The 23,542-nt window shown below is 44.2% G+C and carries 18 protein-coding genes; 11 read left to right on the forward strand and 7 right to left on the reverse strand.

The annotated features are described in order from the left end of the window. Positions 1 to 192: 192 nt before the first annotated feature. Positions 193 to 930, reverse strand: coding sequence for a DUF6261 family protein (locus Q1A18_RS00055; RefSeq protein ID WP_299576057.1), 738 nt, complete (start codon positions 928 to 930; stop codon positions 193 to 195). A 157-nt stretch (positions 931 to 1,087) separates the two neighbouring features. On the opposite strand from Q1A18_RS00055, the gene Q1A18_RS00060 reads away from it, so the two are divergent. After that, a complete protein-coding gene (locus Q1A18_RS00060) occupies positions 1,088 to 1,366 on the forward strand; it encodes a hypothetical protein (RefSeq protein WP_299576060.1) in 279 nt (92 codons plus the stop codon). Between the two features lie 444 nt (positions 1,367 to 1,810). Here Q1A18_RS00060 and rocD read toward each other — a convergent pair whose 3' ends face one another. Further along, a complete protein-coding gene (gene rocD, locus Q1A18_RS00065; RefSeq protein WP_299576062.1) occupies positions 1,811 to 3,034 on the reverse strand; it encodes an ornithine--oxo-acid transaminase in 1,224 nt (407 codons plus the stop codon). A 217-nt stretch (positions 3,035 to 3,251) separates the two neighbouring features. Here rocD and Q1A18_RS00070 point away from each other — a divergent pair, with 217 nt between their 5' ends. Further along, positions 3,252 to 5,150: a tetratricopeptide repeat-containing sensor histidine kinase gene (locus tag Q1A18_RS00070; protein ID WP_299576064.1), complete on the forward strand. Its 1,899-nt coding sequence runs from the start codon at positions 3,252 to 3,254 to the stop codon at positions 5,148 to 5,150. 28 nt (positions 5,151 to 5,178) lie between these two features. Here the strand turns inward: Q1A18_RS00070 and Q1A18_RS00075 are convergent, their stop codons facing one another. After that, positions 5,179 to 7,239 (reverse strand): BatA domain-containing protein, encoded by a 2,061-nt coding sequence (locus Q1A18_RS00075; RefSeq protein WP_299576066.1) that lies wholly within the window; start codon positions 7,237 to 7,239, stop codon positions 5,179 to 5,181. 250 nt (positions 7,240 to 7,489) lie between these two features. Between Q1A18_RS00075 and Q1A18_RS00080 the strand changes: the two genes are divergently transcribed. Both Q1A18_RS00080 and Q1A18_RS00085 read left to right on the forward strand, forming a co-directional pair. After that, positions 7,490 to 8,377 carry a MerR family transcriptional regulator gene (locus Q1A18_RS00080; protein ID WP_299576068.1) on the forward strand — a complete coding sequence of 296 codons (888 nt, stop codon included), beginning with the start codon at positions 7,490 to 7,492 and terminating at the stop codon, positions 8,375 to 8,377. A 259-nt stretch (positions 8,378 to 8,636) separates the two neighbouring features. Beyond that, positions 8,637 to 10,823 carry a hypothetical protein gene (locus Q1A18_RS00085; RefSeq protein ID WP_299576070.1) on the forward strand — a complete coding sequence of 729 codons (2,187 nt, stop codon included), beginning with the start codon at positions 8,637 to 8,639 and terminating at the stop codon, positions 10,821 to 10,823. 12 nt (positions 10,824 to 10,835) lie between these two features. Here Q1A18_RS00085 and Q1A18_RS00090 read toward each other — a convergent pair whose 3' ends face one another. Next, positions 10,836 to 11,351, reverse strand: coding sequence for a hypothetical protein (locus Q1A18_RS00090; RefSeq protein WP_299576072.1), 516 nt, complete (start codon positions 11,349 to 11,351; stop codon positions 10,836 to 10,838). A 199-nt stretch (positions 11,352 to 11,550) separates the two neighbouring features. Between Q1A18_RS00090 and Q1A18_RS00095 the strand changes: the two genes are divergently transcribed. From Q1A18_RS00095 to Q1A18_RS00105, 3 genes are all read left to right on the forward strand, one after another. Continuing rightward, complete coding sequence (locus tag Q1A18_RS00095; protein WP_299576074.1) at positions 11,551 to 12,621, forward strand: LacI family DNA-binding transcriptional regulator; 1,071 nt, start codon at positions 11,551 to 11,553, stop codon at positions 12,619 to 12,621. A gap of 178 nt (positions 12,622 to 12,799) precedes the next feature. Further along, positions 12,800 to 14,746, forward strand: a complete 1,947-nt coding sequence (nagB, locus tag Q1A18_RS00100) for a glucosamine-6-phosphate deaminase (protein WP_299576076.1) — start codon at positions 12,800 to 12,802, stop codon at positions 14,744 to 14,746. A gap of 176 nt (positions 14,747 to 14,922) precedes the next feature. Further along, entirely contained in the window at positions 14,923 to 16,563 is a 1,641-nt protein-coding gene (locus Q1A18_RS00105) for an alkaline phosphatase family protein (protein ID WP_299576078.1), read from the forward strand. 20 nt (positions 16,564 to 16,583) lie between these two features. On the opposite strand, the gene Q1A18_RS00110 is transcribed toward Q1A18_RS00105, so the two are convergent. After that, positions 16,584 to 17,195, reverse strand: a complete 612-nt coding sequence (locus Q1A18_RS00110; protein ID WP_299576080.1) for a hypothetical protein — start codon at positions 17,193 to 17,195, stop codon at positions 16,584 to 16,586. A gap of 127 nt (positions 17,196 to 17,322) precedes the next feature. Between Q1A18_RS00110 and Q1A18_RS00115 the strand changes: the two genes are divergently transcribed. Together Q1A18_RS00115 and Q1A18_RS00120 are read left to right on the forward strand one after the other, a co-directional pair. Then, positions 17,323 to 18,522 carry an anaerobic sulfatase maturase gene (locus Q1A18_RS00115; protein ID WP_299576082.1) on the forward strand — a complete coding sequence of 400 codons (1,200 nt, stop codon included), beginning with the start codon at positions 17,323 to 17,325 and terminating at the stop codon, positions 18,520 to 18,522. An 84-nt stretch (positions 18,523 to 18,606) separates the two neighbouring features. Beyond that, positions 18,607 to 19,017, forward strand: coding sequence for a secondary thiamine-phosphate synthase enzyme YjbQ (locus tag Q1A18_RS00120; RefSeq protein ID WP_299576084.1), 411 nt, complete (start codon positions 18,607 to 18,609; stop codon positions 19,015 to 19,017). Between the two features lie 71 nt (positions 19,018 to 19,088). Here Q1A18_RS00120 and Q1A18_RS00125 read toward each other — a convergent pair whose 3' ends face one another. After that, on the reverse strand, positions 19,089 to 20,405 hold the full coding sequence (locus Q1A18_RS00125) for an alpha-L-fucosidase (protein WP_299576086.1): 1,317 nt from the start codon (positions 20,403 to 20,405) through the stop codon (positions 19,089 to 19,091). Positions 20,406 to 20,600: 195 nt separating this feature from the next. Continuing rightward, positions 20,601 to 22,001: a sulfatase-like hydrolase/transferase gene (locus Q1A18_RS00130; protein WP_299576088.1), complete on the reverse strand. Its 1,401-nt coding sequence runs from the start codon at positions 21,999 to 22,001 to the stop codon at positions 20,601 to 20,603. Between the two features lie 339 nt (positions 22,002 to 22,340). On the opposite strand from Q1A18_RS00130, the gene folE reads away from it, so the two are divergent. Next, the gene (folE, locus tag Q1A18_RS00135) at positions 22,341 to 23,009 is read left to right on the forward strand and encodes a GTP cyclohydrolase I FolE (protein WP_299576090.1); all 669 of its coding nucleotides are present in this window, start codon (positions 22,341 to 22,343) and stop codon (positions 23,007 to 23,009) included. A gap of 145 nt (positions 23,010 to 23,154) precedes the next feature. Beyond that, a complete protein-coding gene (locus Q1A18_RS00140) occupies positions 23,155 to 23,505 on the forward strand; it encodes a T9SS type A sorting domain-containing protein (protein WP_299576092.1) in 351 nt (116 codons plus the stop codon). Positions 23,506 to 23,542: the final 37 nt, after the last annotated feature.

Genomic DNA, 23,542 nt, shown 5'->3' on the forward strand with positions numbered 1-23,542 from the left:
TTTTTTTTAGCACGGGCAGGGCCTTGTTTCAACACAAAAGAAACAAGGCCCTGTTTTTTTGGCAATGTCCCTGCGGTGTGGGGCCGAAAAAAAACCTGCAGAAGGTAAAATCCTGCAGGTAAAACAAAAAGAAAATCAACTAAACTCAATAATTCTCCTAAACAGATTGTCTCTTCCCAAACATCAATTTATTTAAACCTCTTTCATTTTTTCTTTGGCATCCTTACGGCCACTGCGGGTAGCCAGTAGGGTTTTGTATGCTTTTATAACCACATTGAGTTCTTTTACCAGGTTTTGGGCTTCGGGCGTGGCCACATTCAAAATGATGGCGGCATTCAAGGTATCCACCAGTTCCTGGTAAATCGGATCAACGGTTAGGCGGATGCCCCGCACATCGCCCTCCTTACGACCGGCAAGCTCACTCACCCGTTCCTGGGTAATGGCCTGAAACTGGTCATTTTCATTTTTTAATGCCGTCACCCATGCCTGAATGCCCAGGCGGTTCAGGTGTTCCTCGTTGACCGGTAACAGCAAATCGCTCACCAGGTTGGTAAGGGCCGAAGTTTCTTCTTTATAGGCCATTTGCCGAACGTTGCCATACAAATCGATCACCCGCATCAGCACCTTGGCACTTTCCGATTCTTCGGCAACCGGGCTTAGCAGGGTCGATTCCACTCGTCCACGCAGCGCACTCCAAATCTGGTCGCGCCGGACATCGCTCTCGCCAAGCGTTTCGGTTTTCAGACTGCCTTGCTCCACCCGCAAAGCCTCATCTTCTAGGGTCAGGGCCTCTTTAAACCGGGGATACACGTTATTCAGAGGGAGTAATTCGGTAGGAACAACGGTGACCAGCTGATCCACTTCGGTCATAAATTGAAAGTGCTCATTGTTGCGCAGATTATGTGGGGTGAAGGGAATAATTTTAGTCATTGTCGGAGAGTTTTAAATTAACTACTTGCAATTCTTATGCAAATTAGAGGATTGAAAAACGAAAGTCAATACCAAAACTATGTTCATCAACATATTTTTCGAGGAGGCTGATGATTTTGCAGCTGGTCCCCGAAAAATAAAATGAAGACTGAAGCTCATGGCAAAGGCTCCCGGTACCCCATGCGAGCAGACATGGCCTGTGGAAGGAATCCGCAGTTACGGAAAGCTTCCCCATGGCGTGGGCAACCAATCCGCAGTTACGGAAACCTTGCCCATGGCATGGGCGGACAATCCGCAAAGCCGGAAATCGTGCCCATGGCATGGGCGGAGAATCCGTAAAACTGGAGCAGCTGCGCAGGGTATGGGCCTGATTTTTCGGGAAGCGGGAGGGCGTATTCAGGGCGATGAAGGTCAAATCCACACGGTTGGAGAGTGAGGGGATGGCTTAGATCATGCATTCCGGCGGTGTTGAGGTATGTTTTTAGGGATTGGAGGTAATTCGCTGGAAAACAATTGCGTTGAGCGTTTGTTTTTTTAGCATCATAAAAATAGTTGGATTGATCTTTCAGATTGATTTAAAGTGTAATTTTACTTCCGGAATAAATGGGTAATCCACTTGTTCGTTTATTTCAATATGAACCTTTTAAAAGGAAAAATTATGGCAAAATCACACGATGCTAAGAAAAGCGAGAAGAAAGAACCTCTCAAAACAGCTAAAGAAAAGAAAGCCGAGAAGAGAGAAAAGAAAGCAAAGCGCTAAGTCGTTTTGATGTAAATAACATTAAACCCGGAGCCAGCCTTTAAAAAAGGTTGGCTCATTTTTTTTATAAAAAAAAGGGAAGCACCCAGCTTCCCCTTCAACATGAATACATGTTGTACACTAAAAACCAAACTCGTCAAATGTTTTTTTGATCCGCTCAATGGCTTCCGTCATCTGCGCTTCATTAATAATTAACGGCGGTGTAAAGCGGATGATGTGCTCGTGGGTGGGCTTGGCCAAAATCCCGTTTTCTTTCATGGCCAGGCACACATCCCAGGCGGTTTTGCCTTTGAGGGGCTTAATGGCAATGGCATTTAATAAGCCTTTTCCGCGCACGGTTTCAATCATTTCAGAAGGAATAGCACGCATGGACTCGCGAAAAATCTCGCCCATTTGGGTGGCATTCTCCGCCAGCTTTTCTTCCTGAATAACATCCAAAGCCGCCATGGCTACCTTGCCTGCAATGGGGTTGCCGCCGTAGGTCGACCCATGTTCGCCGGGTTTAATGGTCAGCATAATTTCATCATCGGCCAGCACACACGACACCGGAAACATGCCTCCGGAAATGGCTTTGCCCAGAATTAAAATGTCGGGGCGCACATTTTCGTGGTCGCAGGCCAGCATTTTGCCGGTGCGGGCCAGGCCGGTTTGCACCTCGTCGGCCACAAAAAGAACCTGGTACTTTTTACACAGCTCGGAGGCATTCTTCAGGAAACCATCCTGAGGAACATAAACCCCGGCTTCGGCCTGAATGGGTTCCACTAAAAAGCCGGCCACATTGGGATCTTGCAAAGCTTGCTCCAGGGCCTGCAGGTCGTTGTAGGGGATGTTAACAAAGCCCGGAGTGTAAGGACCGTAGTCGTTGTAGGCATCCGGGTCGGATGACATGGAAACGATGGTGATGGTGCGTCCGTGGAAATTGCCGTTGCAAACCACAATTTTGGCTTCATTACGCGGAATGCCCTTGACCTTGTAAGCCCATTTGCGCACCAGTTTCAGCGCGGTTTCGTCGGCTTCGGCTCCGGAGTTCATCGGTAGCATTTTGTCGTAACCAAGCAGCTTGCACATGTATTCTTCCCATTCGCCCAACACATTGTTGTAGAAAGCACGCGAGGTGAGGGCGAGGGTTTCGGCTTGCTGGCACAGGGCTGCTACAATTTTAGGATGGCAGTGTCCCTGGTTAACGGCCGAGTAGGCAGCCAGAAAGTCCATGTATCGGTTGCCTTCCACATCCCATACGTAAATGCCTTCGCCACGCTCCAGAACAGCCGGTAGCGGATGGTAGTTGTGTGCTCCAAATCGTGCTTCACGATCGATGAAAAATTGTGCTGATTGAGTTTTCATAACGACTAAGAGTTAATGCATTTATTTTTTAACAGATTTACGGATTATCCTTTGAACCACAAAGCGTTTTAACCTGTTAGAGAAAACCTGTCGGTATGACAAAACTATTTCCGAATTACATATTTTTTACTTTTGCCTGCTTGTTGCTATGATTTCAAAGATTCTATTCGGTTTTGTTTTATATTTGCATTCGATTCAGTGTAACCTGCTGTCCGTCATGAATAAAAAAGTAATTCCTTTTCTGCTTTTTATTGTTTTTTCGCTCCCTGTTTTTAGCCAGTATGCACCTATCGATTCATTGAAAGCTGCTCTTGCTGATAAAAAGGCGAACCGGCTTGAGCTGCTTTTAGAAATTGGCGATCAGTACCTGGATTCGATCCGCTACCATGATTTTGTGGTTTCGTGTTTGCAGGAGGCTTTCGATGAGGCCGTAAGCCAGCAAAACGACTCGGTACAGGTGGTTGCCTGTAACTGGCTGGGACTTGCTTGTTTCAATGTGGGCAACTTTGAGCAGGCCACCAATCATTTTTACCAGGGGCTGAAGTTATTGGAACAGGTTCCCAATGAGGTGTTGCAGGCAAAAGTGCTGAATAATCTGGGGATGATTTTTAATGAGCTGGAAGATTACGAGCGTTCGCTGGAGTTTTACCAGGAGTCGTTCCGGATAGACAGTTTGGCTAACAATTCCGTCGGGTTACTGAGCTCATACATCAACCTGGGGATTAGCTATCAGAACCTGAAGCAGTTTGACCGTGCGCGCGATAATTATGAGATGGCCTATCAGCTGGCCAGGAACCAGCAAGACCGTTTGGCGATGATTCATGTGTTGAATAATCAGGGAACGCTGGAATACGATTTGGAAAACTACCCCAAGAGTTTGGCCTATTATCAAAAGGCTTTGGATTTGTATCATGAAGCCAGAGATAAGGAAGGAATTGCTTTTGTTAAAAGCAATATGGGACTGGTTTATATTGAACTGAAGGATTTTGAAAAGGCCAAAGCCGCGCTTGATGAATCGTTGACAATTGCCCGCAAATTGGACCTTTACAGTTTAAGTGCCGAAATTTTGGGTTATTTGTCAAATTATTACGAAAAAACTGGCGACTACAAGCAGGCTTTTGAGTATTATCACCAGTACAACCAGGTGTACGACAGCCTGCTTATTGAGAAGCAAAATAAAATGATTCAGAAGCTGGCAGGGCAATACCAGTTTGAAAAGAAGCAACGCGAAATTCTGGAGTTGAAACAGCTTACTCATGAACAGGAGGTGTTGTTGAACGATACCCGGAACCGGGAGGGCTATCTGTATGTGATTATATTTCTGGTGGTCATTTTTTTGGCTGTTTTATTTTTACTCCTGAAGAAGGAAAGACAGCTGGCCCGCGAGTTGCAGGAAAAAACCAAGGAGCTTAAAAAACTGAATGTTTCCAAAGACCGTTTTTTCTCCATCATTGCCCATGACTTGAAAAATCCGTTCAATGCCTTGGTGAGTTACACCAACCTGCTGCGTTTCAACTTCGAGTCGTTTAGCAAGGAGGATTTAAGTCAGATCATCAACGACATGAATGATGCGTCGGAACAAGGCTTTGCTCTGCTGGAAAACCTTTTGTACTGGACGCGTTCGCAAACAAACCGGATAAAGGTGTATAAAACCTTCTTCAAGCTGAAGCTGATTGTGGATGATGTGGTAAGTCTGGCCAACCCAAACCTGGCTGCCAAATCGCAAACGGTTAACGTTGAGATTGAGAATGACCTGCAGGTTTTTGCCGATAAGGATATGATTGCTACCGTACTTCGTAACCTGGTTTTCAACTCCATCAAGTTTTCCTATCCCAACACCGAAATCCGGATCGAAGGCCGGAAAGTGGGCAACAGCATTCAGGTTTCGGTAATTGATCAGGGTGTAGGTATTGATGCCGATAAACAGCAGAAGTTTTTCAACTACGAAGAAAATACCACCACAGTCGGAACTGCCGGAGAAACCGGTAGTGGCTTGGGGCTAATCATCTGTCGTGAGTTTATTGAAAAAAACAATGGGCTTATCTGGGTGGAGAGCGAAGCCGGAAAGGGGGCAACTTTCCGGTTTACCATTCCCTATGTTGAACCCCAAAAGTAGGGCAAAACAATTTATCTTGATTTTTATGTTATTTCCACAACCTGGCAATCAGTGTTTCGGCGGCCAGAAAAAGCAGTGTTAACACTAAAAAGTACTGCCACAATTCAATGCCTTTGTTCGTTTCCTGGATTGCTGTATCAAAACTCGATTCCTTTTCGTCAATCACCTGCATGAAATTCAGATTGCTTGTCTGCAGCTTATTGGTTAGTTCTTCTGCAGGGATTGTGGGGGATAAGGATTCTTGCCGGTTGTAATTAAAAGCCAGTGTTTGCGTGTTTTCAGGGCTAAGCGTTAATTGGTAAAAGCCTGCTTGCCGGATGATGTTGTGCAGGTCGATTCGAACTTGATTGGCGTAGTTGTTTAAAACTGAAAGCTGAACGGGCTTATCCTCATGGAATGGGCTGATGGCTATTTTATTGGCAATCGGTGCAGACCCATTTTGCGGGATGGTTAAAACCATGTTGTTGCTGATTTCATGCTGAATTTCCTGCGGGGTGAAACTGTTGAGCGCCATATTATAAAGCAAAGGAACAAAAAGAGCTTGTTGGGCAAAGTCTGTTACGGTTTCGTCCAGCGGAAAACTAAAGTTCAGCAAACTTCCTAAGCCCACCGGGAAACCGGATAAAGCAGCTTGCTTATTGTTGAACCCGATGACTTGGGTTTGTTGGCTTTGGCTCGACCGGGAAAACCGGTAGCTGTAATTGACCTTAGGGAGATCGAGGTTCGATTCTTCATGAAGAAACACCTGCTGCAACAGGGGATGGTTGTAGTTTAGTGCTTCCATGCGCAGGGCTGCCGAATCCGCTTGCTCAATCAGGTCGGTTTTTAGCTGACGGTACAAGGCATTGTAAGAATTGATGTTAGCATTGATCCCCGGAAAAATGGACAGAGAGCCGCCCCGTTTGACAAATTGATCCAATGCATTGATCAAGCCGGAGCTCATCTCCTTAAGGTTAAGCAGGAAAATGCATTGGTATTCGGGAAATTGACTGAGCTGGATTTGTTTGGAACCCGTTTGTTCAAAGTCAATGTTTTCATCATTAAGAAACAGGGCTTTCAACTTGTTTATAGCCGGGTCTTCTTGTTGGTAAATCGCCAGTACCTTATTCTTAGCCCGAACGTCATAGCTGAAAAAGAACTGGTTGTCATACACCACTGGGTAATCGTCCAGCTCCACCAGCCCACGATGCGTGCCAGCCCGGTTGTTTTTATAGCGAAGTTCAAGATTTTGACTGGTTTCCGGTTCAATGCTTAGGTTGCTGATTGCTTTTATGGTGTCGTTAATTTTTAAACGAACCGGCAAGTTCTGGTAGCTTTGCCCGGATTGGTTCTGAATACGAACCCAAAGCGCCTCTTCCCGGTTTTTCTGACGTCCGGGAGTTTCAAACCAGCAACTGTCGATAAGCAGGTTGTTGGTGCTTGTGGTGCTGGGAAGTGGAATAAGGATGGTGCTACGATTGGTATCGTTCTCCATTTCCGATAAATCGCTTGCGTATTCCTGAAAGTCGGAGATTAGATAAATGACTTCTTCTGCCTTTAGCTTTTGTTTGTCCAGGTTGTTGATCAACAGTTTTTGAGCTTTTGACAGGGGAAGCGACTCGGGGCTTTCGCTGATGGCTCCCAGTTGACTGATCAGTTGGGCTTGGGTAAGCAATTGCTGCTGACTTGGTTCATTTTGGTTGGTCAGCAGCAGAAAACTGGTTCCGGGCCAATAGCTGTTTGCAATGCTCAAGGCTTTGGATTTGGCCTGCTCCAGCAGCATGCCGCTGGCCGTTTCCCGTTTCATGCTGAATGAGTTGTCCACATAAATGGCTATCAACTGGCGGGCTTTATGGCGTTCCTGCTGGTTGACGGGGAAATAGGGCTGTGCAAATACAAAAACCAAGGCAATAACCGCCATTACCCGGCATATTAAAATGAGCAATTGTTTCAGGTTGTTTTTTTTCCTGGTTTCTTCCTTGATGGTTTTCAGAAAATTAACCTGACTGAAGTAAACGGTTTTGTAGCGTTTGAAATGAAGAAAGTGGATAAGTATGGGAATACTTATAAAAAGCAATGCCGGTAAAAATTCAGGATAGATAAACCTCATTTCATACTACTTAGGATTGAAGATCAAAAATAGTGGAATTGTTTAATCCCGAAAATTATTTCAGACTTCTGTTTTCCACCTTTTAAATCTTATTTTTGTGTTTATTGTTTTTGCGCGATGTTTAAACAAAAGACCCCTAGCCTTGTTAGATGTATTAATTTTGCTAGTTATTTCAAGAGCTAGTCATTCGATGATTCTCTCGCTTTTCAAAGCGATTGTTTGAGCATTTTATATTTAAATTAGTTGGTCCATGAACTATTATACGATAAAGGATTTGGAAACGCTTTCCGGTATTAAGGCACATACCATCCGGATTTGGGAAAAGCGTTATGGCTTGCTCGACCCCCAACGATCCACAACAAATATCCGGTATTACAGCGATAATGAATTGAGAAAGTTGTTGAATGTGTCGATGCTGGTCAAGCACGGATACAAGATTTCCAAAGTTTCCGTATTTGAAGAAGAACAGATTCAGGAAGAGGTGCTGAAACTGAATGAAAAATCCCTGTCTTCGAAGGGAGTGATTGATCAGCTAATTGTGCATATGGTGAACTTTGATCATCAGAAATTTGAAGAAGTGTTGGAGCAGGAAATTGCAGCGCTTGGCTTCGAGGACACTTTTATGACCATTGTTTTTCCCTTGTTTGAAAAGATTGGCATTTATTGGCAAATCGGCTCAATTTTTCCGGCACAGGAACACTTTGTTTCCAACATCACCCGACATTTATTGGTTCGCGCTTGCTCTAAATACACCAATTACGACGCCACAGCTTCCGTTTTATTTTATTTGCGCGAAGGTGAAATGCATGAACTGAGCCTCCTGTTTTACCAGTACTTAGCACTTAAAGCCGGGTACAGAACGGTTTATTTGGGGCAGAATGTGCCACTTGACGATTTACTTAAACTGGAAGGGCTGCAGAAGATTGACCGTGTGTTTACAGCTTTGATCAATGGCATGGAATCGGAAGAACTGGAAGCTTATGTGCAGCGAATGAGTCAGGTTTTTAAACGCAAGAAAGTATTTCTTACCGGTGCCCAGGTGGCACAAATCAAAGGCAAACTGCCATCAAACTTCAAGGTGATATCTGACTTACGGGCCTTTAAAAAATACTTTGGCTCATTTGGAAACAACGATTGAGTGATACCACTGGTTTAAAATAGTCATTTGTAAAAGTCCGGTTAAAAATGGATTCGGACTTTTGGAGTGGTTGCCCCAGGTTGTTCTCCCGTGTTTCGAGCTGATTTGTACTTCGTTTTTCTTGATAAAAAGTCCCGGATTTTGTAACTTAAAGACAGTCGCTTCTTGCTTTTAAGTGCTCATAAATGCGGTGGTTTTTATGCTGTTTTGGTTTTTGTAAATCCGGGCGAATTGCCATCAAAAGAAAAGGGAGGTTGTCATGTCAATCGTTCATCAGTTGGATCAAATCGCGATCAATGTTAAATCACATCGATTATTAAACCGGTTACTGAAAGAGAATCCGATACTCGAAGAGCTTATGCGAAATTCGCGCAATGAAACGGAAGCATTGATTGGAGTTCGTAATTGGGTCATGGAAGAACTGCGGCAAAAACCGAAAGCGTTTCAATTTTACCGTCAGGGCGGGGAGGCTGTTTCTGCTGATCAGCTGGATTGGCCGGATTTGGCAGCAATTCGAATTCTGGACTATATCGATTATGCCGGGCACGAATATGAGGACCTGAACTTGCATGGAGAAGTGGCTGTGAGTAATCCGATAAAAATGATCTGGCTGGCAGTGAATTTTGGCACGGGTGGGGCCAAACCTTTCTTCTTTGAAGATATGCTGGAACTTTTTCGTCAGTACCGGGGAGAACGCCAACGACAAATTCCATCCCGAAAGCAGGTTGAAGCATGGATGGAACGGTTTCCTTCGGGGCTGGACCCCCGGATTGTGAAGCTACGGGAAGAAAACCGGGATCGCATAATTAGGGTCATTATAAAACAAGTGGAAAAGGGGCTGGTAAAAAGTGATCAGTTCAAATTTCAGGCGGGCCTGTCTGATGAGCAGAAATACTTGCAGGTGCTGGACTGGTGGAGCGATCCTCGTTTTCATTTGAAGTTTGCCGTTCGCACCCCTGAGTTGCTCAACGAAATGCTTGGCTATTCGCTTGACCCGGATACCATGAAAGTACTTTATGATGCTTATCAGGCGGGTATTCCCTTCTTTGTCAATCCTTATTACCTGTCCTTGCTTCATGTTCGTGTGCCGTATTTTGCAATTGGTGCTGACTTGGCAATTCGCGACTACATTGTTTATTCCAGACAGCTTGTTGACGAGTTTGGGAACATTTCGGCCTGGGAAAAAGAAGATGTTGTTCGACCGGGAAAACCCAATGCTGCAGGCTGGCTGCTACCCTCTTACCACAATGTGCATCGACGCTACCCGGAAGTAGCTATTTTAATTCCGGATACGGCCGGCCGGACGTGTGGTGGTTTATGTGCTTCGTGCCAGCGGATGTTCGATTTTCAGAATGGGAACCTCTATTTTGATCAGGAGAAGTTGAGGCCCGGCGAAAAATGGGATGAAAAGCTAGAGCGATTAATGGCCTATTTTGAAAACGATTCGCAGTTGCGCGATATTCTGATTACGGGAGGTGATGCGCTGATGAGCTCAGATCAGGCGCTGGAGCAGCTTTTTGATTCGGTGTATGCCATGGCCAAGCGGAAGCGGGAAGCCAACCGAAAACGGAAGGACGGGGAGAAGTACGCCGAAATTGTGCGGGTGCGGCTGGGCACTCGTTTACCAATCTACTTACCTCAGCGAATTACTTCAAAACTTGTTGCTATTCTGGCCGAGTTTAAGCGTAAGGCATCTGCAGTTGGCGTGCAGCAATTTGTTATTCAGTCGCATTTTGAATCACCTATGGAAGTTACTCCGGAGGCCAATGAAAGTGTTCTGAAGCTCTTGTCTGCCGGCTGGACCATTACCAATCAGCTGGTATTTACAACGGCTGCATCCCGTCGAGGACATGCCTCCAAATTACGACAGGTATTAAACGCTATTGGTGTGCTTTCTTATTACACTTTTACCGTGAAAGGCTACATGGAAAACAACCATAGTTTTGCGGTGAATGCACGTTCTGTTCAGGAGCAAAAAGAAGAAAAGGTTATTGGTCAGATTCCGGAGAAATATTACGATACGATTCGGAATTTACCTATAGATGCCGAAAATATGGTGGATAAAATCAGCCAATTGCAGGAGCAGGCCAACCTTCCTTTTTTAGCGACAGACCGGAATGTACTCAACCTTCCGGGAGTGGGCAAGAGTATGACTTTCCGGGTGATTGGAATAACCCGCTATGGGCGTCGAATTCTGCAATTTGAACACGATTCAACGCGAAAGCATAGTCCCATAATTCATAAAATGGGGAAGGTGATTATTATCGAGTCCAAATCAATCAAAGAATACCTTGACCAGCTGGAGGGGATGGGCGAAATGGTGAGCGAATACGAAGGCTTGTACGGGTATTCCATTGGCGAAACTGAAATGCGCATGCCAATTTATGAATACCCGGCTTATGATTTTAGGCCTACCGAAGAAATGACCAACCTGGAGCTGGTATGATGATTAAGTTTTTTAGTGGGTGGCGATGGCGTAAGCTACAGCCAGTTTAAACCGATAGAGCGAATAGCTGGCACCGCTTACAGCATCCAGTTCTTGCAGGTTTTGTTGTTCCATCAAGGCATTCTCATAAATGGGATAAGCAATGGCTGGTGTTGTGCCCGAGGTGCTCATCTTTTCACCATACTGCTCATCGGCTTCCTTGGCATGTCCATCTGCATGAATTTCATCGTAATCAAGCTGGCCGAGTTTCCCGTTTTTTACTTCAAACCGAATTACGTGCCGATAGCCAAAATCATCAGCCGGTGTTTCTCCGTGGTAGGTGCCATCCGGTAAATTTAGCTTTGAAGCCGGCAGACCGGTTGCCTGCATTGTTTTGAGGTATTCTGTTTCCAACTGGGCAACGGGCGAGTGCTCGATGAAAGCATGCAACTGTTCTAGTTGTTTGATTACCTGATGCTGTTTGCTGTCCTGTGCGGTGGTGCTGGCCATGAGTGAAAGTACGACGAGAATGAAAAGGCTCTTTTTCATGAGAATAGGTATTGGTTTTTCAGAAAGACAAGCGAAGGCCACTTTTACCCTTAATCCGGAGATTGCATCTGGGCTTCTTATCCTTTCCTGCGGTTTGAAATGATGGCTGAAGTTGTAAGTTGTTTCGTTTTTGTGTGCGCAAACATTATCTTTATGAAAGTAGAATGAACTTTAGAATAAATCATTGGTTGGACGAAATATGACGGAGTATAAAAACATAAGAATCAAGGATATTGCTCAAATGGCCGGGGTTTCGGTGGCAACAGTCGATCGGGTGTTGCATAAAAGAGGTAAAATTTCGGAAAAAGCCTTTCAGAAAGTGATGGAAGCCTTGGAGAAAACCGGCTATAAACCCAATTTAATGGCCAGTACCCTTGGTGCAAAAAAGAAATATAAAATTGCCGCTTTGGTTCCCAACCCGCTACAGGATGATTACTGGAACCAGTCGGCTTCCGGAATTTTGAATGCTATTTCGGAATGGGAGCAATACAATGTACAGATTGAAACATTTTACTTTAACCTGTACGACCGGACTTCCTTTATTGCCATGTCAAGAAAGGTGCTGAGCCAGCGGCCTGACGGAGTTCTGCTGGCACCAATCTTTCATCAGGAGGCCAACGAGTTTTTTGACGAACTGAAAGCCAGTTCAATTCCCTATGTGCTTTTCAATACCAATATTCCCAATGCCACTCCGATCAGTTTTATTGGACAGGATTTGTATCAGAGCGGTCGGGTAGGGGCCGAAATGTTGCATACAAAATTGTCTGAGCCTGGCAACATTGCTGTTCTTCATGTTTATGAAGCCATCCAGAATGGGGTTCATTTAAGTGAGAAAGAAAAAGGATTTCGGGATTTTTTCAGGGATAACCGGCTGGATGATTTTACGATCCTGAGCTATGAGTTTGAAAACACCCATGAGTCTGAGTTTAGTCGCGAACTGATGACCATCATCACCCGTGACAAGCTAAAAGGAATTTTTGTGTCCACTTCGAAAGGAGCTTATTTAACGGCCTCAGTTATTGATCAGGCCGGAATTAAAGACATCGCCTTGGTTGGCTACGATTTGTTGAAAAACAATATTCACTATGTGTATGATCGGGTGATTAATTATTTGATCAACCAGAACCCCCGGAAACAGGCTTTTTTAGGAATCAGTTACTTAGTTAACTATTTGTTGTTTCGAAAAGTACCTCCGGCTAATGTCTTATTTCCCCTTGAAGTGATTTCTCGGGAGAATATAAAATCGTACCTGAACTCAGGCTTGAATTAAGAATCTATTCGGCTCTGGAAATCGTATTTTGATGAGAACATTACTTGTGCATTAAACGTTATGTGTGCGTACACACTTTGAGTGATGATGATGGAGCAGTCGGTGGAAATAACCGGGCCTTTAGGCGCCAAAGTACCGCTTCACGTAATTACAGATGATTACTTAAATAATGAATCCAATGAATAAAACATTTAACTACATCGAGAAGACAGTTGAAAAACTGCCTGTTCAAGTCGTTGACAATCCACAAGAAGGCGCGCTTCTTATCGCCAAAAGGATTGCGGAGCTGATTAAAAAGAAACAAGCAAGCGGCCAAAAGGCTGTGCTTGGTTTGGCAACAGGTTCATCTCCGGTTCAGATTTACCGGGAGTTGGTTCGTATGCACAAGGAAGAAGGTTTAAGCTTCAAAAACGTAATCACGTTTAACCTGGATGAATACTACCCGATGGATCCGAAAAGTGAAAAAAGCTACGTTCGCTTTATGCACCAGCACTTGTTCAACCATATCGATATTCAACCGGAAAATATTCACATCCCTGATGGAAGCTTACCGCTTGATCGGGTTGGCGAATTTTGTGCGGACTACGAAGCTCAGATTGTGGCTTCAGGCGGTATCGATATTCAGTTGCTCGGAATTGGTCGTTCAGGCCACATTGGATTCAATGAACCGGGCTCAACAGCCAATTCAACCACACGCCTGGTAAAACTGGACAGTGTGACCATTGCTGATGCGGTTAAGGATTTTGGAAACGAGGAGGCGGTGCCACACCGTGCCATTACAATGGGAGTGGATACGATTTTGGGCGCTCGCGAAATTATTTTAGCCGGTTGGGGAAAACTGAAGTCCCCGGTTTTGAAAGCGATGATTGAAGGGCCTGTTACAAGCAGTTTGCCTGCTTCGTTTTTACAATTGCACTCTAAGGTTTCGGTTTACCTCGATGAGCCGGCTACGGCTGAGTTTACCCGTACAAAAGCACCGTGGTTGGTTGGTGTTTGCGAGTGGACGCCCAAAATGGTAAAACGAGCTGTAATCTGGCTAAGTCAGAAAACTGAAAAGCCGATTTTGAAACTTACCGATGATGATTATAAAAAAGAAGGACTTCGTGACCTGTTGGCTCAGTATGGCGGAGCTTATGATTTGAATATTAAAATATTTGGAGAAATACGGGATACCATTACCGGCTGGCCGGGAGGTAAACCGGGAGCAACAGAAAAAACGCGTCCGGAACGCCCGGAGCCTGCCGTGAAACGATCCCTGATTTTTAGTCCACACCCGGATGATGATGTGATTTCAATGGGTGGAACGTTGCTGCGCTTGGTTGATCAGAAACACGATGTGCATGTGGCCTATCAAACTTCCGGAAACATTGCGGTATTTGATGATGATGCCATTCGCTTTTCACAATTCACCATTGATTTGCTGGAAAGCCAGGAAGTGAAAAATGAAAAGCTTATCGAGGCACACAAAGGCCTGATTGAATTTTTGAAAAACAAAAAGCCGGGTGAAATCGATATTCCTTTTGTGAAGCAGGTGAAAGGCTTGATTCGAAAAGGAGAAGCCGAAGCTGGCTGCCGGTTCTGCGGGGTAAAAGATACCAATGTTCACTTCCTGAACTTGCCGTTTTATGAAACCGGACAAGTGGAGAAAGGCCCCATTGGCGAAGCCGATGTGAAGTTGGTAGTTGACCTGCTGCGTGAGGTGAAACCGCACCAGATATTTGCTGCCGGAGACCTTCAGGATCCGCATGGCACGCACGAAGTGTGTTTGCAAATTATCTTTAAAGCCATTCGTCAAATTCGTGCTGAAGGTGATGCCTGGCTGGATGATTGCTACCTGTGGTTGTATCGTGGTGCCTGGCAGGAATGGGCTGTGGAAGATATTGAAATGGCCGTTCCCATCAGTCCTTCAGAATTGCTAAGAAAGCGAAAAGCAATTTTTAAACACCAATCGCAAAAAGACTTTCCGGTGTTTCCGGGCGAGGATAAGCGCGAATTCTGGCAACGGGCTGAAGATCGGAACCAAGAAACGGCTAAAGTTTATGACCAGTTGGGCTTAGCGGAGTACGAGGCTATCGAAGCTTTTGTGCGTTATCCGTTTGATGATGAGGAGTCTTTTCTGAAGTAAATTCAAGTTAACTCGCTTGTATAAAACAGGCCGGGCATGCACCTGATTACAGTAGGCGCATTCCCGGCCTGTTGCATGTACACTCCTCAATTCACTTAAAGAGTTTCGAGGGGTGTAAGTTAGCGCCTTCATTTCTTTTTTATATTTTTGAGTCGCTTTAAAAAAATAGAATGACCATGCTGAATCGTTTTCAAACACTCCTGTATAGTTTACTCCTTTTATTCGTTTTTCCGGCTTTTTCACAGCAAGTTCCGCCTTCTCCGTCCAACCAAACACGCCTGGTTGTGGTGGTTAATGTGGAGCAGATGCGTACCGATTATATCAGTCGGTATTGGAGTCATTTTCAGCAGGGAGGATTTCGCCGGTTGATGTTGGATGGAGCGGTTTGTTCAAATGCTGCCATGGAATTGCACATTCAGAAAAACACAACCGGAGTGCCTACACTTTTTACCGGAGTTTATCCCGATCGGCATGGAATTGTAAATGATTCCTGGTATGACCGTTTGCGCCAAAAGGAAATCGATGCCTTGGAAGATGATTATTATATCACCGTTGGAAGTGACTCCCGCGAAGGGCAGTTGTCGGCAGCAAACTTGCTTAGCCCAACAATTGGCGATGTGCTGAAAGTCAGCACCAACAAAGCGTCCAAGGTTTTTTCGGTAGCTCTTAATTCGAACAGCGCGGTGTTTTCGGCCGGGCATGCGGCAGATGGTGCTTATTGGATGGATGAACTGACCGGAAACATGATTAGCAGTTCGTACTATGTTGATCAGTTTCCGGATTGGGTGCGTCAGTTCAACGATAAAAAATTTGCTGATTTCTACATTGAGCGTGACTGGAGCCTGCTTTTGCCTTCAAGCAGCTATACCGAAAGTTTGGCGGACGATTACTTGTTGGAGCCGGGCTACTATGGAAAATGGAATACGTTTCCGTACAATATGAGTAAGCTGAAAAAACAGGCAGGGAGTTATAAGATTCTTAAAACAACCCCTTTTGGAAATATGATGGTTAAGGATTTTGCGCTTGCACTGATTGAATCCGAGCAACTGGGGATGGATAGCACGCCCGATCTGCTGGCTGTCAATTTTTCCTCCATGGATTACGAACAAGGTGCTTTTAGCCCCAGTTCGGTGGAAATGCAGGATTTGTATCTTCGACTTGATCGCAACATTGAACACCTGTTGAATTTTCTGGATCAAAAAGTTGGTCGGGATAAATATGTGATGGTGCTTACTTCGGCCTGTGCCTCCAGCTATCCGGTAAACTATCTGAAAGAAGAATTTAATATGCCTGTTGGTTTTGTAGCACCGGAAAGCATGGTTGCCTTGTTGAAGTCCTTTCTCAACATTAGCTATGGGCAAGGCGATTGGGTGGAATTTGTGAGTGATCAGCAAATCTACCTGAACCGTGATTTGATAGAGAAAAGGGATTTGAATTTGGCCGATATGCAGGCAAAAGCGGCTTCCTTCATTAATCAATTTGAAGGGGTAAAATTGGCTTTGCCCGCGGTGGGTTTTGAGCAGGGCGATTATGTGAAAAGCCAATTGGCCCGCATTTCCAGCTCATTTAACTTCAAGCGCTCGGGCGATGTGCTTTTTGCTCTTGAAGAAGGCTGGCAGCCGGAGTTTAAATACAAACGCACAATCTACAACGACAACAGTCGTATTCCAATGATCTGGTTTGGACAGGGAATTAAGCGTGGCTCAACCCTGCGGCGAGTTGATGCGGTGGACTTGGTGCCCACGCTTCTGCATTTGTTGGGCTACGAAATTCCATCGCACTGCATCGGCCAGATTGTGAATGAGGTGGTTGATTAGTACTTCGTTAAGCTTTGGCTTTAGTAGCGCGTTGAATAATAAAAACCAAGGGTTAGCGTAATCGTTTGGCGTTTCAGGTCGTACCAAATGTAATGGTTCGGGTCGAAGTTTTCTCCCAGTTCGAAATCCCATAGCCATTCCTTGTTATGAAACCCCTGAAACCCTGCTTTAACAACCCAAAAATTGTTTCGTTGAATGCGATGGCGGTAGCCAATTCCAGCTTCGTAAAGAAGTCCTTTGTCCTGGTTTTTGTGATTAAACCGAAGCCCATACCCAACTTCAGCATAAACCAGCGGTGTATTGGCACCTTTACTTAAGTAGCCTTGCCCATTCACCAACAGGGGGAAGGTTAACATGCCCGGAGATTCATAATTGAGAACACCCGCCGTAAGCCCGGAAGAGAAATGGAAGCCCGAAAACCAATTGGTCGATACTTTAAGTCCGTAGGAAGAGGGCGAGAAATTAGCGACATCATACCTATGGGTTGAACGGAGGCTTGTACCATGCCCATAAAAGCCTTCAACACCATAAAAAAATCCTTGGTTGCGAATAAGTCTGCTTTGTGCCTTTGCTGTTGTTGTAGAAACAGCCATTAGCGTAATAACTGTCAGCGTTTGTAAAAGGGTTTTCATTGCAGTGAAACTGAAAAAAGTTAATGAAATGGAAAGATATGTAAAATTATTTAAGACTAAGAGAAATTTACAGAAGTGTGATTGTTTTTGTAAGTTTGTGACTTTCGATTTTTGATAAGGAATAGAAATGGCAAAGAAATTTAAACCGCTTAATTCAGTTTTAATTAAACCTTCAGGACCCGATTGCAATTTGAATTGTTCGTATTGCTTTTACCTGGAAAAGTCTGAATTATTTGCTCAGAATAAAACGCACCGCATGAGTCCGCAGGTGCAGGAAGAAACTATCCGGCAGGTGATGCAGCAGTCGGGTGAGAATGTTTCACTGGCATGGCAGGGAGGAGAACCCACCTTGATGGGACTGGAATTTTATGAACGGGCAATTGAACTGGAGAAAAAATACGGACACGGCCAGATGGTGGGTAATGGTTTGCAAACCAATGGGCTTTTACTGAACCGGGATTGGGCTAAATTTCTGAAAAAATACGATTGGCTGGTTGGATTATCTTTGGATGGGCCTCAGTTCATTCATGATCATTACCGGTTTGATGTGGCAGGAAAAGGTACTCATCAACGGGTGGAAGATCGTGCTAAAATGTTGCTTGACGAAGGCGTTTCGGTTAATGCGATGTGCTGTGTAACCAGTCATTCGGTGAAGTATCCGGAAGAATTGTACAACTATTATAAGGAGATGGGACTGACCTTTATGCAGTTTATTCCTGTAGTTGAAACCGATAAAAATGACCCGACCAAGGCGGCTGACTTTTCCGTATCGGCTGAGGCTTATGGGCATTTTCTGAATAAATTGTTTGACCTGTGGCTGGCTGACTTTAAAGATGGTCAACCCACCACCTCGATCCGTCACTTTGAGTCGGTTTTTTACACCTATGTTGGTCTGGAGGCTCCGGAATGTACGATGATGAAAGAATGCGGCCCCTATGTGGTTGTTGAACACAACGGCAACGTATATAGCTGTGACTTTTTTGTAGAGCCCAAATGGAAACTGGGAAATGTGATGCATGACCGGATTATAAACATGCTGAACTCGAAAAAGCAAACGGTTTTTGGAATGGCCAAGACTCAGCTTCCGCGGGAGTGCAAGCAGTGCAGCTGGCTTACCAAATGCTATGGTGGTTGTACTAAGGATCGGATAAAAGATCCGCGCGATCAACGCAAACCACGCTTTTGTACGGCCTATAAGTTGTTTTTTAATCATGCTGATCCAACCTTGTCGGACATGGCTGTGCAGTGGCAGCAAAATCAGCATGATATGCAACAAAGCCAGCAAAGTGGGGGTGTTTACAATGCTTTTGATGATTTTATGAAGTAAGCTAAACGCTTGATGGCGGACTTCAAACTGGCAAGAGGCGTTTACGCTTGAACCTGTTTCGACGAATGCTGTTATTCATCCTGTATGATTCAACAAAAAGAAATACGATTACCGGAATTCAGGAGAGGATTTCATCTGATTACTGATTTGATAAGCCGGGAACTGCCGGATTTGCCCGAGAAAGGTTTGCTTCATATTTTGATTAAACACACCTCAGCGGGTTTAACCATCAATGAAAATGCTGATCCTTCGGTACGGACGGACTTCGAATCCTTCATCAACAAGCTGGTTCCCGAAAACCATCCTGTTTATACGCATACCTACGAAGGAGCTGATGATATGCCGGCCCATCTGAAATCATCGATTTTAGGTGCAGAAATAACTGTTCCAATCACTCATGGACGGCTCAATATGGGAACCTGGCAAGGCATTTACCTGGGAGAATACCGCGATTATGGTGGCTCCCGAAAACTGGTACTGACCATCTATAGTTAAAACCTTTGAAGCAAAAAGAAGCTGATCATTCCAAATGGTCAGCTTCTTTTTTGTATTGAAAGTGTCTTTCTTTAGATCTCAACTTTGAGGATGGTATCCACCTCATTTCGTTTGTCTGCTGGTAATTGCAGAAGAACCCCATTGGCTGTTTTCTTGAATTTTACTTTGGTGTCGTCATCAAAGAAGCGGATGGATTTAATCTTTTGATCAAAGGAGGGTAGTTCCAGCGTTTCTTCTTCCAAATTCAGAATATGAACATAGACGGTGTTACCTTTTTGGGTTGTTGCGCCCCATTTGCTCGGACTGATTGGTCCTTTGCGTGTTCCATAAATTGACTCCCCGTATTGCTCCATCCATTGGCCCATAATCATCAGGGTATCGATGTTTTCGGGTTGAATTTCGCCGTTGGGCATAGGGCCGGTGTTCAGCAGAAAGTTAGCGCCATAACCCGCAGCTTTTATCATGGTTTGAATAAGCTGCTTGCTTGATTTGTAGTTGGTGTCGGTAAGGTTGAATCCCCAACAGCCATTCATGGTTTCGCACATTTCAAGGGGAAGTTCGGAGATTGTTCCAGTTTGATTGAATCCCATGGTGTTTTCTCCCGGAAGGTCGCGCTCAAACATCTGGAAGTCTTCGCCCGGATAAGGTGCTTTATGATGATTGCTGCCAATCAGGGTTCCGGGCTGAAGTTGGTGAATCAAACTGTAGGTTTCCTCCAGATACCAATTGGCATCGGGTTTATCCCACATCCCGTCAAACCAAATTCCACCGACTTCGCCATAGTTGGTTAACAGTTCGGTTAACTGAGCGTTCATGTAGTCCAGATAGTCCTTCCAATTTCCCTCATCGGCTCTTCCGGTATAATCACCTCCGGTGCGGCCGCGTGGGTAATAATCCGGATGACGCCAGTCGAGTTGGGAATAGTAAAAGAATAATTTTACTCCTTGTTTGTCGCATTCTTCCTTTAAGGCTTTCAGGATATCCTTGCCATAAGGCGTTTGATCAACAATGTTGTAATCGCTCACTTTCGAGTCGTACATGGCAAAACCATCATGATGCTTGCTGGTTATGGTAATGTATTTCATACCTGCTTTCTTTACCATCGATACCCATTTGGCCGGGTCAAACTTGGTGGGATTAAAAAAGGAAGGCAGCTTTTCATACTGAGCAATTGGGATCTGCTTTTGGTTCATTATCCATTCAGCTACTCCCGAATCTCCACCACCGGCCATGATGGAGTATACTCCCCAGTGAATGAAAAGGCCAAATTTGGCATCCAGAAACCATTCTCGGTTTTCCAGGTTTTCGTTGGTGGGCGTATAGCCTTTTTGTGCGTAAGTCATGGTCGACAAAAATACCAGTAACAATAGGTAACTAAGTTTTTTCATTGTTTGTTAGTTTAGATTTGCTGTGCTGTATTGTGCTGTTAAATTTAATGGAAAGTTTTGAAATACAAAGAATCTCATCATTTTCTTTTGTTTAGCAGAATAGCTTGTACAGCGATAGTGAAGTTTCTCCTGAATCCTTTAGCCCGGTGAATGTTGGCCTTTCATAGGTTCTTGAGGCTTTTATCTTTTTTCGATTCATCGAACGGATGTTGAAGGAATCAATTGACTTGAATTGGAGTTCTCGGACCAAGGTATTTTTTCATTTTCCTGAATATACTGATGGATTTCCCGATGTAAATCCTGGTAGTATTTGGAGCTCTCTGAAAGCGGAATCATTTCATGCGGATCAGTAGTTAAATTATACAACCTGAATTTTTCAGAAGGATGATTTTGCATGAGTTTATAAGCTCCACGTCGAGCGGCATAAATTGCTTTACCGTTGAAATCGTCTCCTTTTCGATAAAGCCAGAACAACGTCCGGTTTCCAGGCAAAGGTTCGTCGTTGAAAATGCAGCTTGTTAAGTCTTTTCCATCAAAGTTTTGGTCTGACGGAGTTTCGCAAAGCTGGCTCAAGCTCGGGAAAAGGTCCATGGTTAGGGCCACCTGATGACTTAGACTTCCTTTTTTAATTTGGCTTTTCCAAAACAGGCAGGTGGGCACCCGAATGCCGCCTTCGTACAAGTCTTGGTGTCCTCCGCGTAAAGTCCTGTTTGAGGCGCCATGCGCTGTGCTTCCTCCAGTATGCGCGCTAAATACGATGATCGTATTTTTTAGCTGATTTGTTTCGTTTAATTTCGTGATCACTTTTCCGATACCGTCATCAATCTGTTCGATTAGGGCAATGTAGTTTGCTCTTTCTGAACTTAATCCATGCTGTCTTTTCCGGACTTGATTTAAATAGTCTTCGACGGGCTGAAGCAAGGTGCCGGGAGCGTTAAACGACAGGTATAACAGGAAGGGATTGTCCGCATTCTGCTGGCTTTCCACAAAATTTACAGACCAATTGGTAAATAAATCCGTGGCATGTCCTTTCGTTACAATTTCCTTTTTATTGAAGCGCAAGTAGTTTTTGCCCTTGCTGTGGTGGGTAAAATAATCATCAATCTCATCGCCCATATAGCCCATGAATAAATCGAATCCCCGTTCGTTTGGAAGATTTGGCGACTCAAATCCTAAGTCCCATTTTCCAATCAGGGCAGTTGTGTAGCCGGCTTTGCGAAAATGCATGGGCAAAGTCGATTCCGTTTGAAAGTATCCCCAGCTGTTTTCTTGGTTGTCGCGAATCATGCCATGAACTCCAACAGAGGCCGGGTAGCGCCCGGTGAGTAAGGAAGCCTGGGTTGGCGAGCTGGCCGTTGAATTTGCATAAAATTCATTGAAAATAAGTCCATTCATGAAGAGGTCATCAATGTTGGGGGTTCGAATGTCTTTGGCTCCGGTGATTGAAAGGTCTCCATAGCCGAGGTTATCTGCCATGATGATCAGTACATTGGGCTTTTTAGTATTTCTGCCTGTGGCAGGGCTAGCCTGCAAGGTTGTAAACAATAAAGCGATGGTTGTTCCCCAAAAGAACAATTGTTTGATTTGTTGTTTCATTGCTTCGAAAGATAGGATGCGCTATTTCCTATAAAGTTATTAAATACTAACCAGCTATTTATCATTTTACTTATAATTTATTTTTAAGTTTCTGAAATAAGGTGTTTGTCACGCAAACAATCATTATATGCTGCATTTGGGATCGGGAAGAATGGCTGTTTCAATCAGGCGTTATAGCGTTTTTTGTTGTTTTGTTTCATTTTTTAGCTAAAAGATTAAACAAACTTAATTTTGTCTTGTTGGTTATTCTTGAAAACATACGGAGAAAAGACAATGAAAGTAAATGGTTTTATAAAAACGAATCACCAGGTGTCTGACTTAAATGGATACAAGAATGGAATGAAAAGTAGTAATTTGGTGGATGCTGATGTGATTGGAGACAACCATATTGCCACTTCTATTGATACTCCCATGCGTTCGGATGCTTTTGATTTGAGCGATGAGCAGAAAATTAGCATCATCGAATCGAAGTTTAGAGACATTATGGATACACTTGGTCTGGATTTGAATGATGATAGTTTGAACGGAACACCGCATCGGGTGGCCAAAATGTTTGTGCAGGAAATTTTTAAGGGCTTGAATCCGCAAGCCAGTCCAAAAATCTCGGTCTTTGAGAATAAATTTCAATACCAGCAAATGTTGGTTGAAAAGAATATTAACTTGAATTCAACCTGCGAACATCACTTTTTGCCAATTATAGGAAAAGCGCATGTGGCTTATGTTTCAAGTGGAAAGGTTATTGGTTTGTCCAAAATTAACCGGATTGTGGATTATTATGCCCGCCGGCCGCAGGTGCAGGAGCGTTTGACGGTTCAGATTGCCCGTGAGCTAAAGCGGGTACTAAACACGGAAGATGTGGCTGTTGTCATCGATGCTAAGCATATGTGTGTGTCTGTTCGAGGAATTGAAGATGAGAGCAGCTCAACGCTCACGGCTGAGTATGGAGGCGTTTTTAAACAACAAAATCGACGCGAAGAATTTTTAAAATATCTTGCTTTAGGGAAGTAGACCAGATGAATCTCGATTCAGAAAACCTCTCATCGTTTTGGGAGGTTTTTGTGCGTTTGTCAAAAATTGTGCGTTATTTCTTTCGGACTAGATGAAACCTTTTTGGAATAGTTCTTGTCTAAGCAACTATAAACAGGACTGAACTATGAAGGAAATTCTACTTACACTCACATTTTCATTGTTTTTACTATTTAGTGGCGGGCTAAAGGCCCAGGATCTTTCTAAATCTGATAAACTGGACTATCAAATTGATAAAGTGTATCCCAACCCGGCCCGGGAGTTTGTTTTTGTGGAAGTGTTTTCTGATAACTATGGCACGATCCGCTTTGAGCTTATTGATATACTGGGAAATACCGTGAAAAAATGGGATAAAAAAGAGCTTACGCCAGGTACTCAAAAGATACGCTTCGAGCTGCAAAAATTCAGCTCCGGTTTCTACCTTTTGAAAGCCGACAAGCAAGGACAAATTATAATTAAGCGTCTTCGTAAACTTTAGTTTGTACTTGTGGTCATACGTCCTGTTTATATGTCCT

Source organism: uncultured Sunxiuqinia sp., assembly GCF_947495665.1.
Taxonomy (GTDB): Bacteria; Bacteroidota; Bacteroidia; order Bacteroidales; family Prolixibacteraceae; genus Sunxiuqinia; species Sunxiuqinia rutila.

Bases quoted from the DNA above. Each gene is read 5' to 3' on its own strand.
- Q1A18_RS00055 (WP_299576057.1), bottom strand. From the start codon at position 930: ATGACTAAAATTATTCCCTTCACCCCACATAATCTGCGCAACAATGAG.
- Q1A18_RS00060 (WP_299576060.1), top strand. From the start codon at position 1,088: ATGGCAAAGGCTCCCGGTACCCCATGCGAGCAGACATGGCCTGTGGAA.
- rocD (WP_299576062.1), bottom strand. From the start codon at position 3,034: ATGAAAACTCAATCAGCACAATTTTTCATCGATCGTGAAGCACGATTT.
- Q1A18_RS00070 (WP_299576064.1), top strand. From the start codon at position 3,252: ATGAATAAAAAAGTAATTCCTTTTCTGCTTTTTATTGTTTTTTCGCTC.
- Q1A18_RS00075 (WP_299576066.1), bottom strand. From the start codon at position 7,239: ATGAGGTTTATCTATCCTGAATTTTTACCGGCATTGCTTTTTATAAGT.
- Q1A18_RS00080 (WP_299576068.1), top strand. From the start codon at position 7,490: ATGAACTATTATACGATAAAGGATTTGGAAACGCTTTCCGGTATTAAG.
- Q1A18_RS00085 (WP_299576070.1), top strand. From the start codon at position 8,637: ATGTCAATCGTTCATCAGTTGGATCAAATCGCGATCAATGTTAAATCA.
- Q1A18_RS00090 (WP_299576072.1), bottom strand. From the start codon at position 11,351: ATGAAAAAGAGCCTTTTCATTCTCGTCGTACTTTCACTCATGGCCAGC.
- Q1A18_RS00095 (WP_299576074.1), top strand. From the start codon at position 11,551: ATGACGGAGTATAAAAACATAAGAATCAAGGATATTGCTCAAATGGCC.
- nagB (WP_299576076.1), top strand. From the start codon at position 12,800: ATGAATAAAACATTTAACTACATCGAGAAGACAGTTGAAAAACTGCCT.
- Q1A18_RS00105 (WP_299576078.1), top strand. From the start codon at position 14,923: ATGCTGAATCGTTTTCAAACACTCCTGTATAGTTTACTCCTTTTATTC.
- Q1A18_RS00110 (WP_299576080.1), bottom strand. From the start codon at position 17,195: ATGAAAACCCTTTTACAAACGCTGACAGTTATTACGCTAATGGCTGTT.
- Q1A18_RS00115 (WP_299576082.1), top strand. From the start codon at position 17,323: ATGGCAAAGAAATTTAAACCGCTTAATTCAGTTTTAATTAAACCTTCA.
- Q1A18_RS00120 (WP_299576084.1), top strand. From the start codon at position 18,607: ATGATTCAACAAAAAGAAATACGATTACCGGAATTCAGGAGAGGATTT.
- Q1A18_RS00125 (WP_299576086.1), bottom strand. From the start codon at position 20,405: ATGAAAAAACTTAGTTACCTATTGTTACTGGTATTTTTGTCGACCATG.
- Q1A18_RS00130 (WP_299576088.1), bottom strand. From the start codon at position 22,001: ATGAAACAACAAATCAAACAATTGTTCTTTTGGGGAACAACCATCGCT.
- folE (WP_299576090.1), top strand. From the start codon at position 22,341: ATGAAAAGTAGTAATTTGGTGGATGCTGATGTGATTGGAGACAACCAT.
- Q1A18_RS00140 (WP_299576092.1), top strand. From the start codon at position 23,155: ATGAAGGAAATTCTACTTACACTCACATTTTCATTGTTTTTACTATTT.